Annotated in this window: 14 protein-coding genes; 11 read left to right on the top strand and 3 right to left on the bottom strand. The window is 38.7% G+C overall.

Translation table 11 applies throughout. The features are described from left to right. The first annotated feature begins 6 nt into the window (after positions 1–6). Genes HIPMA_RS04605 through HIPMA_RS04590 form a run of 4 tightly spaced genes read left to right on the top strand, consistent with a single transcriptional unit; the run spans position 7 to position 4,452 of the window. A complete protein-coding gene (locus tag HIPMA_RS04605; protein WP_013681905.1) occupies positions 7–561 on the top strand; it encodes an isochorismatase family protein in 555 nt (184 codons plus the stop codon). 3 nt (positions 562–564) lie between these two features. Next, the gene (locus HIPMA_RS04600) at positions 565–2,085 is read left to right on the top strand and encodes an ArnT family glycosyltransferase (protein ID WP_245526334.1); all 1,521 of its coding nucleotides are present in this window, start codon (positions 565–567) and stop codon (positions 2,083–2,085) included. Beyond that, positions 2,078–2,803 carry a Wadjet anti-phage system protein JetD domain-containing protein gene (locus HIPMA_RS04595; protein WP_013681903.1) on the top strand — a complete coding sequence of 242 codons (726 nt, stop codon included), beginning with the start codon at positions 2,078–2,080 and terminating at the stop codon, positions 2,801–2,803. Before HIPMA_RS04600 ends, HIPMA_RS04595 begins: the two co-directional genes overlap by 8 nt. Then, a complete protein-coding gene (locus tag HIPMA_RS04590; RefSeq protein WP_013681902.1) occupies positions 2,791–4,452 on the top strand; it encodes a molybdopterin-dependent oxidoreductase in 1,662 nt (553 codons plus the stop codon). The genes HIPMA_RS04595 and HIPMA_RS04590 overlap by 13 nt, the downstream gene beginning before the upstream one ends. 2 nt (positions 4,453–4,454) lie before the next feature. Here the strand turns inward: HIPMA_RS04590 and pstS are convergent, their stop codons facing one another. Then, positions 4,455–5,465 (bottom strand): phosphate ABC transporter substrate-binding protein PstS, encoded by a 1,011-nt coding sequence (gene pstS, locus HIPMA_RS04585; protein WP_013681901.1) that lies wholly within the window; start codon positions 5,463–5,465, stop codon positions 4,455–4,457. A gap of 235 nt (positions 5,466–5,700) precedes the next feature. Between pstS and pstC the strand changes: the two genes are divergently transcribed. Genes pstC through HIPMA_RS04555 form a run of 6 tightly spaced genes read left to right on the top strand, consistent with a single transcriptional unit; the run spans position 5,701 to position 10,877 of the window. Continuing rightward, positions 5,701–6,624 (top strand): phosphate ABC transporter permease subunit PstC, encoded by a 924-nt coding sequence (gene pstC, locus HIPMA_RS04580; protein ID WP_013681900.1) that lies wholly within the window; start codon positions 5,701–5,703, stop codon positions 6,622–6,624. Further along, positions 6,621–7,463, top strand: a complete 843-nt coding sequence (gene pstA, locus HIPMA_RS04575) for a phosphate ABC transporter permease PstA (RefSeq protein WP_013681899.1) — start codon at positions 6,621–6,623, stop codon at positions 7,461–7,463. Before pstC ends, pstA begins: the two co-directional genes overlap by 4 nt. Next, entirely contained in the window at positions 7,460–8,215 is a 756-nt protein-coding gene (pstB, locus tag HIPMA_RS04570; RefSeq protein WP_013681898.1) for a phosphate ABC transporter ATP-binding protein PstB, read from the top strand. The genes pstA and pstB overlap by 4 nt, the downstream gene beginning before the upstream one ends. Positions 8,216–8,227: 12 nt before the next feature. Beyond that, positions 8,228–8,890: a phosphate signaling complex protein PhoU gene (gene phoU, locus HIPMA_RS04565; protein ID WP_013681897.1), complete on the top strand. Its 663-nt coding sequence runs from the start codon at positions 8,228–8,230 to the stop codon at positions 8,888–8,890. Further along, on the top strand, positions 8,887–9,558 hold the full coding sequence (locus tag HIPMA_RS04560) for a response regulator transcription factor (RefSeq protein ID WP_013681896.1): 672 nt from the start codon (positions 8,887–8,889) through the stop codon (positions 9,556–9,558). The genes phoU and HIPMA_RS04560 overlap by 4 nt, the downstream gene beginning before the upstream one ends. Further along, positions 9,555–10,877, top strand: a complete 1,323-nt coding sequence (locus tag HIPMA_RS04555; protein ID WP_013681895.1) for a sensor histidine kinase — start codon at positions 9,555–9,557, stop codon at positions 10,875–10,877. Before HIPMA_RS04560 ends, HIPMA_RS04555 begins: the two co-directional genes overlap by 4 nt. Before the next feature lie 30 nt (positions 10,878–10,907). Here HIPMA_RS04555 and nfo read toward each other — a convergent pair whose 3' ends face one another. Next, positions 10,908–11,747, bottom strand: coding sequence for a deoxyribonuclease IV (nfo, locus tag HIPMA_RS04550; RefSeq protein ID WP_013681894.1), 840 nt, complete (start codon positions 11,745–11,747; stop codon positions 10,908–10,910). A gap of 58 nt (positions 11,748–11,805) precedes the next feature. On the opposite strand from nfo, the gene HIPMA_RS04545 reads away from it, so the two are divergent. Beyond that, on the top strand, positions 11,806–12,975 hold the full coding sequence (locus HIPMA_RS04545; protein ID WP_013681893.1) for a glycosyltransferase family 4 protein: 1,170 nt from the start codon (positions 11,806–11,808) through the stop codon (positions 12,973–12,975). Between the two features lie 11 nt (positions 12,976–12,986). On the opposite strand, the gene HIPMA_RS04540 is transcribed toward HIPMA_RS04545, so the two are convergent. Then, entirely contained in the window at positions 12,987–13,745 is a 759-nt protein-coding gene (locus tag HIPMA_RS04540; RefSeq protein ID WP_013681892.1) for a YebC/PmpR family DNA-binding transcriptional regulator, read from the bottom strand.

Genomic DNA, 13,745 nt, shown 5'->3' with positions numbered 1-13,745 from the left:
GTGTCTATGTTCTCTAAAAACAACGCCATTTTGGTTGTGATTGACATGCAAGAGAAATTATGTAAGGTCATGAGAAATTTAGACAGAACCACAAAAAATATCAGGCTTTTAGTTGAGGCCGCCAATGAGTTCAATATGCCTATAATATACACAGAGCAATACCCGAAGGGTTTGGGAGAAACGATAGAGCCGTTAAAGTCGCTCCTTGAGAAATATAATGCTGAAAGATTTGATAAAATGTCGTTCTCTGCGTTAAAAATAGAAGAAATAGCAAAAAGAATAGAAGAGCTAGGTAGAAAAACTGTAGTTCTTACTGGCATTGAATCCCATATTTGCGTTTTGTCGACAGCTGTGGATTTGAAAGCCAAAGGGTATAATGTTGTGATAGCCAGGGATGCAACAACATCAAGGGAAGATGAGTTTTATTCAACAGCCATGGATTTCTACAATGGCCACGGAATAAGCGTTATTCCTGCAGAAACCTTGGTGTTTTACTGGCTTGAGTTTGCAGGCACAGATTCATTTAAAAAACTCCAGAGGATAATTTTAGGTAAAGACTAATTGTTGGATAAGCTTCTGAGAACCAAGACATCTATATTCATATATTTGTTTATATTTTTTTCCATAGGTGGTTTCTATATATCATTTTTTCCTCCGGATGAGCCCAAATATGTAGATGCTGCCTTGAGAATGATAGAAAACCATAACTATATAATTCCGTTTTTTAACTGCCATGTTAGGTTCGATAAACCAATCCTATATTACTGGGAATTAGTGTTATTTTTTAAGCTTTTTTTTGTCGAGCAGTTGATAAGGAGCGGGCATGACTTTTTGGGGTTGATAGAGTATGCTGCAAAACTGCCTGCCATAATATCTGCTTCTTTAAGCGGCGTTTATGTATGTCTTTTAAGCAAAAGGCTTTTTGGTGATGAACAATCGGCTAAGTTGTCTGTGGTTGGCTTTATTTCTGTTCTGTTTTTCTTCTATTTGGGTAGAGCAGTTTATCCTGATATGAGCTTGATCTTATTCGAACTTGCCGGGGTGTATTACTTTATAGAAAACAGATACATCTTGGGATGGTTATTTACAGCTTTGGCATTTCTAACAAAAGGCCCTATAGGAATTGTAAGTGTGGGTTTTACCTATTTTTTGTATCTATGGATAGTAAAAAGAAGCAGCGGCATTAAGGAATTTTTTTCCTTAAGAAACGGTATGGGTTTTCTGGTTTTTTTGATTGTAAGCATGCCGTGGTATGTGGTTGTTTATAAGCTCTATGGTATGGAGTTTATCAATAAGTTTTTAATATATCATAACATAGAAAGATTTACAGGCGCTGCTCATCAGCATCCACATTCGTTTTTCTATTTTTTCCCTATATCTGTAGCAGCTGTTTATCTATGGTGGCCATTTCTGGTTGATTTCTATAAGGCTTTGGATTTTAAAAATAAAAAGGTAATCTTTTTATTTGTTTGGTTTTTGTGGGTTTTTCTGTTTTTTTCGATCTCTAAAAACAAGTTAGCCCATTACATAGCTTTTGGCTTTATACCTTTAAGCGTTTTGTTTGGGTTAGCTATAGAAAAAGCCAGAAACAGTAAAATTAAAGCTTTCTCTATGTTTGTTTTTGAGTTTATTTTAGGTGTTGGATTAAGCCTGTATTCCTATAAGCAGGGTATGGAAAGTTTAATGCCGACGCTATTTTTCGGGCTTTTTTTTGTAGCTTTAACTAACATATTAAAAGAGCCAAAAAACGTAGCGTTTTACAAGGCTTTAATGCTTAGTGTTGTTGGTTTTGTTCTACTTTTTCAATTTGAGCAGTTTAGACCAGAAAAACATATCTGGAAAACAGTTATATCGACGAGTTTACCTTTATTTGAATATAAAATAAACAATCAATCCATAACTGCCTATACTCGCCGTTGTTTAAGTGAAGTTAGAGATCCCAGTTATTTTAATTCATTAAAGGGTAAGTTTTTTGTCTATACAAAAGAAAAGCATTTAAACGAGCTCATGGGGCATTTTAAGATATTGGGCAAGTTTCAAGATAAGGGCAAAAAGACAGTTTTGTTGCTTGTGAATAATGGATAATTTTCTCATAGAGGCAAGACAAAAAATTATAGACTTCATGCAAAACGAATACAAAGGCGAGGATATTCGTTTCTGCTCAGCCTACCTATTTGGCAGTTCAAAATACATAGAAAAGCATAGAGAGCTTGCAGATCTCTTTAACAGCTTGGCCATAGTCGAAAGGCCGAATATTATTTACATCCGAACAGACACAGACCTGTATATCAACGGCATCAACATAAAGGAGCTTACAGATAAACTCCATTTAGCAGCCTTTTTTGGTGGCGATGTGAAAAGCATAGAACAAAGCGATGACTTAACGGTGGTTATATCCGAAAACCTATCGTTCTTTATGAGTATGAAGCCGAACAATGCGGTTTTTTTATACAACAAGGGCTTCCATCTTACAAAACAGGTAGCAACATTTATCAAAAGGCTTTCCTATAAAAAAGTGGTTTTCTTTGGTGACCTTGATTGCGATGGACTCTCCATATACGCAAGCCTAAAGAAGCTCCTTGAAGGTTTGGAGTTTTATCCAAGCGAGGCTATAGCAAGAGAAATCTATACGGGGTTTTCTTCTGTTTTACCGGAGATAAGCAAGAGCGAGTGCGACTCAAAAAGGATCGAAAAGAATGAACTGTATAGGCTTTTGATAGATGCAGGCAAAAGAATAGAGCAAGAGTTTTTGCAGGTTTTATTTGCAAGGGGAAAGTTGGAGAAACCAAAATGGATTGGATAAACCACTTCTGTGCCAAGGATTGCCCCGATACATGCGGATTCTTGGCAGGTTTAGAAAACGGACAGTTAAAGGTAAAAGCCAACGACTTTGAGTTTTTAGAAAAACCCTTTATCTGCGGAAAGTTAAGATTTTTTTACGAAAGAGAAATCAAGAATAATACATCCTACTCTCTTTTAGATGGCAAAAGAGCAAAAGAGGATGATCTGTTCGATAGGATCTCTAAACTCTTGATAGATTCGCTTAAGGAAAATAAGAGGGTTTTGTATCTTAGGGGCTCAGGTAACTTAGGCTATGGCATGTTTGCCTGGGATGTCTTGCTTAGCCAGCTTGACAATGTCTATTTTGTTGATGGCAGTCCCTGTGATGAGACAGGCATAGAGGCCCATATTGAGGATTTTAGCGTATGCACAAACCCACCTATAACGAACTTAGAAGAGGTTGATAATATCGTAATTTTTGGCAAAAACGCCAACACCTGCTCGCCCCATCTTTATGCATACCTCAAGGAGTTAAAAAAACACAAACGCATTATCTATATCGACCCGATAGAGACGCAAACGGCAAAACTGGCTCATGAGTATTTCAGGATCAAGCCAGCAGCGGATGGTGTATTGGCAAATGCAATCTTGAATAGATTGGGCAAATCCAGACTTTTGTCTGATGATCCTATAAAGCTCACAGGCTTAAAAGAGGACGAGATAGACCTATTTGCAAGCGTATTTGAATCGGGCAGGACAGCCGTTATAGAAGGCTATGGGCTTCAGCGCTATTCAAACGGCAAAAACTCGATTAAATGGCTCAACCGACTTGCATACCTAACGGGCAACATCGACTATTTATACTATTCTCGATCCTCAAAGGAAGGCCTAAAAAAGCCAAAGATAACACCAAAAAGAAGCATCTACATCGCAGATATAACAGATTACCTTAAAAACGATTACTTTGATGTTATTTTTATCGTTGCGGCAAACCCAGTTATGAGTTTGCCAGATAACGAGGTGTGGCAGGAAGCTTTAGATAAAACGATCCTTATCGTTGTTGATACAAACTTTACTCAAACCACCGAGTATGCAAATTATTTTCTAAAGGTTGGTGGTATGTTTGCCCAAAGCGACATACAGGGCAGCTATCTGTTTAACAAAACGCTGAAAAAAGAAGCGCTTGTAAATGGACTCAACGACATAACTGCAGCCAAAGAAATTGCAAAACGGTTGAATGTTAAGCTGGATTTGTCGATTGATGGTGTTAAAAGTGAAAGAGTTAGATCAAGAAAATCACCAGAGGATCTGAATGAGTTAATACTGCCTAAAAAGACTTTTGATAAGATCCGCCTAATCAGCCTGCCGCATTTAAGCTATCTAAACTCACAAAACATACCAATAGATTTAGAAACCGTTTATGTATCCCAAGAGATAACCAAAAAATACAGGATTGATTCAGGTTCTTTAGTTAGCTTAAAAAACGGCAACACAAAAAGGACATTTAAGGCAAAAGTCGTGGATTCTGTTAAGGGAAACCTGGCATTTGTCTACAAAAGCAGGTGTCTTGATGTGAACGCTATCTCAAAGAACATACCAACAGACACAAAAAGAGGCATTGCCTTTAACGATGTGATGGTTGAGATTGAAAAAGGGGCAGAAAGCCCCTGAGATCACCTGATAACGTACTTTTTCCAGTAATCCCTGACCATAGATTTTACAGAGCCTGGCAGTGGCACATAACCCAGCTGTTTTGCTGTTTTATCACCGTTTTTGAAAGCCCAGTCAAAGAACTCTATAACCTGTTTATTTGTATTTGGCTTGTCGTTAGCAAGCAGGATCATCGTAGAAACGGTCAAAGGCCAGCTGTTTTTACCCTTTGATAAAAGCAGATTTGAGGGTATGTAAAACGAATCCTTTTCAGACCAGTTGGCCTGTTTCGCCGCTGATTCAAAGGATTCAACGCTTGGCTTTATGAAGTTGCCAGATGTGGTTTGAAGCTGTGCAACTTTTAGCTGATTTTGAATCTTATAGGCATATTCCACATAGCCAATTGAGCCTGGGATCTGCTTGATATAGTTTGTTACGCCCTGATTGCCCTTTGCACCCTTTCCAGTTGGCCAGCCCACAACCTTTCCATAGCCTATCCTTTTGTTCCAAGCCTTGCACACATGGGATAGCCAATAGGTGAAGTTCCATGTGGTCCCTGAGCCTTCGGATCTGTGTATAACGGTGATAACCTCATGTGGCAGGCTTAAGTTTTTGTTAAGCTGTTTTATCTCAGGATTATCCCAGTATTTAACCTTTCCCAGAAAGATATCACATACAGCCTTATTTGAAAGCTTAAGTTCACCGTCCTTTACACCGTTTAGGTTATACACAACCACAATTGACCCAACAACGGCGGGAAACTGAAAAAGACCCCGTTTTTTAAGCTCCTCTGGTGATAACATCTCATCCGAACCACCAAAATCAACCACTCGCTTGGTAATCTGCCTTATACCGCCGCCTGAGCCTATGCCCTGATAGTTAACCTTTTTCCCCGTAGCCTGATGATAGTAATAAGCCCAGGCAGTATAAACAGGATAGGGAAAGGTCGCACCCGCCCCATCTAAAGAGGACTTGGCAAAAGACACATTTACCAACAGGAACAAACCAAAAAGCCCAACAAGAAACCTAACCATAAACACATACCTCCACAAAAAGTTTTACCATTAGATACAAGCAAGCCGATAAGAAATCGTTTAGTGAGTGTTAAGAAAGCGTTAAAATATACGTTCTTTTACAGTAGATTTGATTAACCTTAATTCCTTTTAAAGACTTGGATTGTGTTTTAGGTTACGATAATTTACAATTTTCACACCTTCTTTACCCTCTCTTAACAAAATCTTAACGTATTGCCATTATAAGTTCCTCACTATGAGGAGCGCTTACAAAAAGAAAGATTTGGCCTTTAAAAACTTAAGTTACACATTAGCCCTGCTTGTTATCTTTATCTCGCTTGCCATGTTAGTTGTCCTTCTTGTTATGTCTTATCCTGCTATACAAAAATTTGGCGTGATAAACTTTATCTTTTCAGATGCCTGGAATCCCGTTAAAAAGGTGTTCGGTGGGGCAACGGCTATCTATGGAACGCTTATTACCACACTATTGGCTTTGATCTTTGCAATTCCCACATCACTTGGTATAGGTATCTTTTTATCCCAAATCTGCCCTGACAAACTTAAACGTGCTTTTTCTTTAGCTATTGAGCTTTTGGCCTCTATACCCAGCATTATCTACGGCATGTGGGGATTGTTTACACTTGCACCAATCATGAGAAATTATATCGAGCCTTTTCTTCAAAGGGTATTTTTGCCCATTCCTGTGGTTGGATTACTGTTTAGGGGCACGCCGTTAGGTATAGATCTTTTAACTTCGGGCTTGATCTTAAGCATAATGATCATTCCATTTATCGCTTCAATCTCTCGTGATACCTTTGATTTAGTTCCAAAGGAGCTAATAGAGTCAGCATACGGAATGGGTGCGACGAAGTGGGAGGTTATCAAGGATGTAATCCTGCCTTACTCAAAGGTGGGCGTAATAAGCGGCATAATAATAGCAACAGGCAGGGCGCTTGGCGAGACGATGGCTGTGGCATTTGTCTTGGGCAACGACCACACCATCCATCTTTCACTCTTAAAATCATCAACCACCATATCGGTTGCGCTGGCAAACGAGTTTACAGAGGCAGACTTTAGACTGTATCTGGCAAGCCTATTCTACCTTGCGCTAATACTCTATGTTATGAGCTTTACTGCACTTGGTATAGCTAAATTCTTATTGAGGCGGTATTCAAAATGAACCATCTAAAGAAAAGAAAAATCATAAACCTCATTGCCATATCTGTCTCAATTTTTACCGCCTTTTTGGGGATCTTCTGGCTTGTTTTCATCATTGCAAGCGTCCTTATAAAAGGGTTGTCAGCCTTAAACCTATCGCTTTTTATAAACGATCCCGCACCGCCTGGCATTCCAGGAGGGGGTTTGCGCTGCGCCTTTGTTGGTCAGGCGATCATAACCGTAATCGCCGTTGTTATAGGTGTTCCTGCTGGCATATTGGGAGGCACATACCTTGCCGAATACGGAAAAGACAAAAGAATCAGCTCATTGATAAGCACTTTGGCGGATATGATGATGAGCTTTCCATCAATAGTTGTTGGCGTTTTTGTTTATACGATCATTGTTAGACCGATGGGTCATTTCAGTGGATTTGCAGGATCAATCGCTTTGGCTATTATCATGATATCGATAATCGTTAGAACGACTGAGGAAACATTAAGGTTAATCCCGTGGGAGATGAGGGAGGCGGCCTTTGCCCTTGGTGCGCCTTATTATCTTGTTATCAAAGATGTTGTCTATAGAGGTGCTTTAAAGGGGCTTTTTACGGGTGTTTTGCTTTCGATTGCGCGCGTTTCCGTTGAGACAGCACCGCTTCTGTTTACAAGCTTCAACAACTCGTTCCTCACTTTAAACCCAAACCAGCCCATGTCATCCTTGACAGTTACGATTTATCAATACGCAATGGGACCGTATCCATCCTGGCATAGGTTAGCCTGGGGCGCATCGTTTGTTATCGTTGTCTTCATATTAATCTTTAATCTTTTGGGCAGATGGGTGATCTCAAGGAGGTATGATCTGTGAATGAGGTTCTAATTGAGGTTAAAAATTTGAACTTTTATTACGGTCAAACGAGGGTTCTTAAAAATATCAATATGAACATATACAAAAACTCCATCACTGCTTTAATAGGACCATCGGGGTGCGGAAAAACGACCTTTTTAAGGTGTTTCAATCGAATGCACGACCTTTACAAGGGCACAAGATACGAAGGCGAAATCCTATACAACGGTGAAAACATACTAAAAACAAAAGATCTGATCTCACTCAGGAGCAAGATTGGTATGGTTTTTCAAAGGCCAACGCCGTTTCCCATGTCCATATTTGACAATGTGGCCTATGGTTTAAAACTTAAAGGCATAAAAAACAAGAGCCAGATTGAGGAGATAGTTGAGAAGTCTTTAGTTGAGGCAGCTCTATGGGATGAGGTTAAAGACAAGCTCAAAAGCCCAGCAACATCGCTTTCTGGCGGCCAGCAACAGAGGCTTGTTATCGCAAGGACTTTAGCAGTTGAGCCAGACATTATTCTATTCGATGAGCCAACAAGCGCCCTGGATCCGACAGCAACGGCAAAGATTGAAGACCTAATTGTTCAACTGAAAGATATAACCACTGTGCTTATTGTAACCCACAACATGCAACAGGCGGCGCGGATTTCAGACTTTACGGCGTTTATGTTTAAAGGTGAGCTTATTGAGTTTAACAGAACAAAGAAACTCTTTACAAATCCAGACCAGGAGTTGACAGAAAAATATATAACGGGTAGATTTGGTTGAAAGGGGTGGTGAATGGCTGCAGGAATAGAGCGTGATATTAGAGAGATTAAATTAAAGGTTTCGCGTATGGCTTCTCTTGCCCTTGATATGACAAATAAGGCCTTAGACGGCTTATTCGATGAAAATAAGGCTCTGTTGGATTGGGTGATAGAAAAGGACAGGGAGGTTGATGAGATAGACAACGAGATAGATGAGGATGTGATTACAGTCTGCGCACTAAAACACCCAGAGGCAAGCGATTTAAGGTTTATCGTTGCATCGCTAAAGATAAATGTGGCGATTGAACGCGTTGCGGATAATGCGGTAAACATTGCTGAATGGGCGCAAAAAATAATAAACAAACCAAAGATAGTGGACTATAGCGACATAAAACAGATGAAAAAGTTGGCAGTGTTTATGTTTGAGAATGCGCTTGAAGCCTTCTTCGATGGGGATACACAAAAAAGCAAGCAGGTGATCAAGTTAGATGACGATGTTGATCTGCTTGAGCTTGCAATCATGAAGAAGCTCATAAAGTTATCCTATTTAAACAGCGCAAATATAAAATCGGCATTGAGGTTGACATTTGTTGCAAGGGCTCTTGAAAGGATAGCCGATCAGGCAACAAACATAGCAGAACTTGCAACCTTTGTTGCAACGGGCGAGGTTGTAAAACACAAAAGGATAAAGGAGTGAAAGAGAAGGTTATCGTTATTGAAGACGATCATAAGATAGCAGAGCTTATTGAGTTTACACTCTCAAGTGCGGGCTATGAGGTGCAAAGCTTTGATAACGCAAACGACGCATTGATTTACATCAAACAAGATCTACCCGATCTGATAATCCTAGATCTGATGCTGCCAGGCCTGCAGGGTGAGGATTTTATAGAGCTTGTAAGCTCAAAGGAAAAATTAAAGGATATCCCAATTCTAATCATCACAGCTAAAACGCAGGATGATCTTTTTGCACAGCTTCTAAATAAGGGCGCCGATGATTTTCTTGTTAAACCCTTTAGCACAAAGGTTTTATTAGCTAAAGTAAACGCCATCTTGCGAAGGCTTAAAAACAGAACAAGTGTTATATCTGTATGCGGCATTGAATTAAACGAGGATGAGTATTCCATTCTGGTTAATAGTGAGCCCATAGAGTTAACCAAGACAGAGTTTTCAATTCTTAAACTGTTTTTGGAAAATCCAAATAAGGTTTTCTCGCGCGATAGGATCTTAGAGTCCGTTTGGGGCTACAATGCCAATGTAAGCGACAGAACCATCGATGTTCACCTATCGAATCTGAGGAAAAAGTTAAAGGAAAAGGGAAGCCGTATCATCTCCATACCCCGCGTTGGATACAAGTTTAAATCATGAAAAGATTTGTTCATATATTTTCGGTCTTGCTCATATTTGAAATCATTACAACCGTGTTGGTGGGCTTACTCTTCTTCAAAAAAACGATGGATTTAACCACTTTTTTAAACAAGCTTTCGATTCTGTTTATATTCTTGTTTATTTTGAGTCTGTTTACGTCTTACATTATAACAGAAAAGGAAGAGGATATCTATTTGTCGATAGAATCCTTAATAAACAAGATGAAGAATGAGAACAAACTCATCTTGCCTGAAACGGATGATATCGTCCTGCATAGGATCTATTCGGCGATAAAGCGCATATACAACATACTCAAAAGACAACAAAACTCAATAGAGCAGGAAAAAGAAAAGTTAAAGTCCATCATAAACGCCTTAAACGAGGGTCTGATACTCGTAAATTATGAAGGTGAAATTGAGCTTATAAATCCAGCGGCAATCCAGTTTTTAGGGTTAAAGGAGAACAAAGGCAATCTATTTGACCTGTGTAAGGATTTTAAGATATTAACGGTGCTTCAAAGTGTGATCACAACAAAAAAGGAGAGTTTAATAGAATCCAACGATAAAATCCTTTTACTTAAGAGCCAAACATTCAACAAAAAAACAATCATATTGATCAACGATATATCCCAGAGAGAAAAATACCAAAGAATGAAGGCTAAATTTTTTGAGGAGGCATCCCATGAGCTAAAAACGCCCATAACTTCTATCATGGGGTTTTCTGAAACGCTGTTAAACTCAAAAGGCATAGACAAAAAGACGCAAGAGAAGTTTTTAAAATACATATACGAAAGCGCACAGCACCTAACGGAGTTGATCGAGGATATATTAACCCTACACAGACTTGAAAGCAGAAATGTTTCAAAAAAGGGCGAATGCCACATAGGAGAATTGAGAGAACAACTAAATGCAGCCTTTGGCCAGATCGCCAAGAACAAAGGCCTTGATTTTCAAGTTTCATGCGAAGCTGCAAAAGTCAATATACCCTGCGGTCATTTGAAATCGATCCTGTGGAATTTAGTTGACAATGCAATAAACTTCACAGAGACAGGCTTTGTAAGGGTTAATTGCAAAATAATCGGCAATAGAAGTTTAACAATAACCGTTGAGGATAGCGGCATCGGGATAGAAGAATCCGATAGACAGCGTATCTTTGAGCGCTTTTATACTTCAAGAGCAGGCAGGGATAGAAAGTTAAGTGGCACAGGTCTTGGGCTTGCTATCGTAAAGCACACGGTAAACCTGTACGGTGGTAAAATAGAGCTTTCAAGTAAAAAGGGAGAAGGCAGCAGGTTTGTTATAATACTTTCTATACCTTAAACTGTATATTTTTGAACACAGAACCGCAATTCAAACAAAAGATCTTAAAAGCTCTATCTCTTTACTCCAAAGAGAGGTGTTTGGCGTCTCAAGGATCAAGGGGATATTATCGGTTCTTGGGTCTTTCATTATAAATTTAAAGGCATCGAGTCCTATAAAGCCTTTCCCTATGCTTTCATGTCTGTCTTTTCGTGATCCAAGTGGATGCTTTGAGTCGTTCAAGTGCATGCCCTTGAGGTAGCTAAAGCCAACAGTACTGTCAAATTCAGCCATTGTTTTTTCATACGAATCTTCATCCCTAATATCATAACCCGCAGCAAACATGTGGCATGTGTCAAGACAAACACCGATCCTTTTTTTGTCTTTAACCTGCTCGATTATCCCTGCGAGGTGTTCAAATCTATAGCCAACAACGGTTCCTTCGCCCGCTGTTATCTCAAGCACGATGGTAATATCACCAATAGAATCCAACGCCAAATTTATGCTTTCAGCCATTAGAGATATGCTTTCCTTTAAGGATAGTTTGTTAAGGTGGGCTCCTGGGTGGACATTCAAATACTTCAATCCAAGCTGTTTGACTCTGTTTAGCTCCTCTATAAACGATTTACGCGATTTTTCCAATGTATCCTTTTTGGGAGAACATAGATTGATCAAATAACTCGCATGCGGCAGTATGTATTTTTCATCAAACCCGAAGTCCTTTAGGTTTTTCTTAAAAAATGCGATGTTCTTTTCTGTATAGGGTTTAGCTTCCCATCTCCTTTGGTTCCTCGTAAATAAAGCAAATGCATTAGCGTTGATCCTTTTGGCGTTCAAAAGGGCGTTTTGAACTCCCCCTGCTATACTTACATGGGCACCAACAAACTTCATATAAATAAACTATCATAAACTTTTTGCTTTTAGAAGTGTGTTTTTATAGAATTTCATCATGAAAATAGTAATTTTCTATAAGTACTTTAGAACTTACGGTGGACAGGAGAAGGTAATATACAACTTAGTGCATTACCTTGCTGATAAGGGCTATAAAGTGGATGTTTATGCTTTTAAAGTTGATGCTGAACCCAAGAATAGCAATATAACTGTTAATAAGGTTTATTTTCCCGTTGGGGGAGGATTAAGAGAGTTATTTTTTGCTTTATATTCCTTTATAAAAGGAAAAAAAATAAAAAAGAAAAATAAAGATGTTTGTATTCTGGGAGTAGGAAAAAGCTTTTATAGTGACATATACAGGGGAGACAGTGGGGCTCATTCTTACTACTTTAAAAGGGCTGTTTTAAAATACCCCAACAAACTGAGTCGTCTATTATATAGGCTAAGAAAATTCCTTTCTTTATCTCATTGGGTAAATTTATGTATAGAAACACTAAATTTTAAGATTTTTGCTGACTCAAAAAAAGCCTTTATACTTCCGTCTAATTTCACTAAAAAGCAAATTATAGATAAGTTTAAATTAGATGAAAGGAAAATTGTTCTAATTAGCAATGGCGTTGATTTGGATAGATTCAAGCCTATGCCAGACTTTCAACAAAAATTAAAAAAGGAGATGAAAATAGATAAAGATGAACTGGTGTTCTGCTTTGTTTCCACAAATCATAAACTCAAAGGTCTATGTTATCTTTTAAAAGCTTTAAAAAACTTAAAAGATAAGGGTTACTCATTTAAGTTGGTTGTAGCAGGTGGGAATTATAGAAGCTATTTTAAGTCAATAATATCAAGAAATAACTTGCAAGATAGAGTAATATGCTTGGGAAAAAGAAGTGACATTGAAACTGTATATAGTGGCTGTGATGTATTTGTCTATCCTACTCTTTATGATGCGGCTGCGCTTGTGGTGTTGGAAGCTATGGCATGCGGGCTTGTTCCTGTTGTTAGTAAATACAATGGAACCAGTGAGGTTGTAATAAATGGTGAAAACGGTTTTATAATAAATGAACCCTCCGATGTTCATGAAATAGAAGAGACTTTGGAGTTTGTTCTTGAAAACAGAAACAAATTGCCAAAGTTAAGAGAAAATGTACTAAATTCAATTAAAAGATACCCGTCATCAAATGTATTTTCCAAAATAGAAGAAATAATAAAAAGAAACTGCGGGGCATAATACCCTGCAGTCTATTGCTGACTAAATTTCTCCATTACCTCATCCGAGATGTCAAAGTTGGCATACACATTGGAGACATCATCATCTTCTTCTAAAGCTTCCATTAGTTTTAACATGCTAATGGCTTTCTCGCCTTCAAGTTTTACTGTATTTTGTGGTATTCTGGTAAGCTCAGCTGTTTGCGGTTTAAAGCCGTGCTCTTCAAGTGCCTCTTTTACTGCCATAAATTCTTTTGGTTCGGTTATTACTTCAAAAACGCCATCTTCTTCATTTTCTCTAACATCGCTTGCACCAGCCTCCAACGCTGCTTCAAATAAGGCTTCTTCCTCTGTTGAGTCCTTATCAAATGTCATATAGCCCACATAGTCAAACATCCAGGATACGCAACCATTTTCACCCAAACTACCACCAAATTTATTGAGTAAGTGTCTTACGCTTGCCGTCGTTCTCTGCCTATTATCTGTTGTAGCTTCTATTATCATGGCAACACCACCGGGTCCGTATCCCTCATAGATTATATCTTCATAGGTTGTTCCTGGGAGTTCCCCTGTGCCTTTTTTGATAGCTTTTTCTATGTTTTGCTTGGGCATGTTAGCCTCTTTGGCCTTTTCTATAGCCATTCTAAGCCTTGGATTGCTCTCAGGATCACCTCCACCAAGTCTGGCGGCTATTGTTATCTCTTTTATAAGCTTTGTGAATATTGCACCTCTTTTGGCGTCTTCTTTAGCTTTTTTGTGTTTTATAGTGCTCCATTTATTGTGTCCTGACAT

Source organism: Hippea maritima DSM 10411, from assembly GCF_000194135.1.
GTDB classification, from domain to species: domain Bacteria; phylum Campylobacterota_A; class Desulfurellia; order Desulfurellales; family Hippeaceae; genus Hippea; species Hippea maritima.
This window is presented reverse-complemented; position numbering and strand designations above follow the sequence as displayed.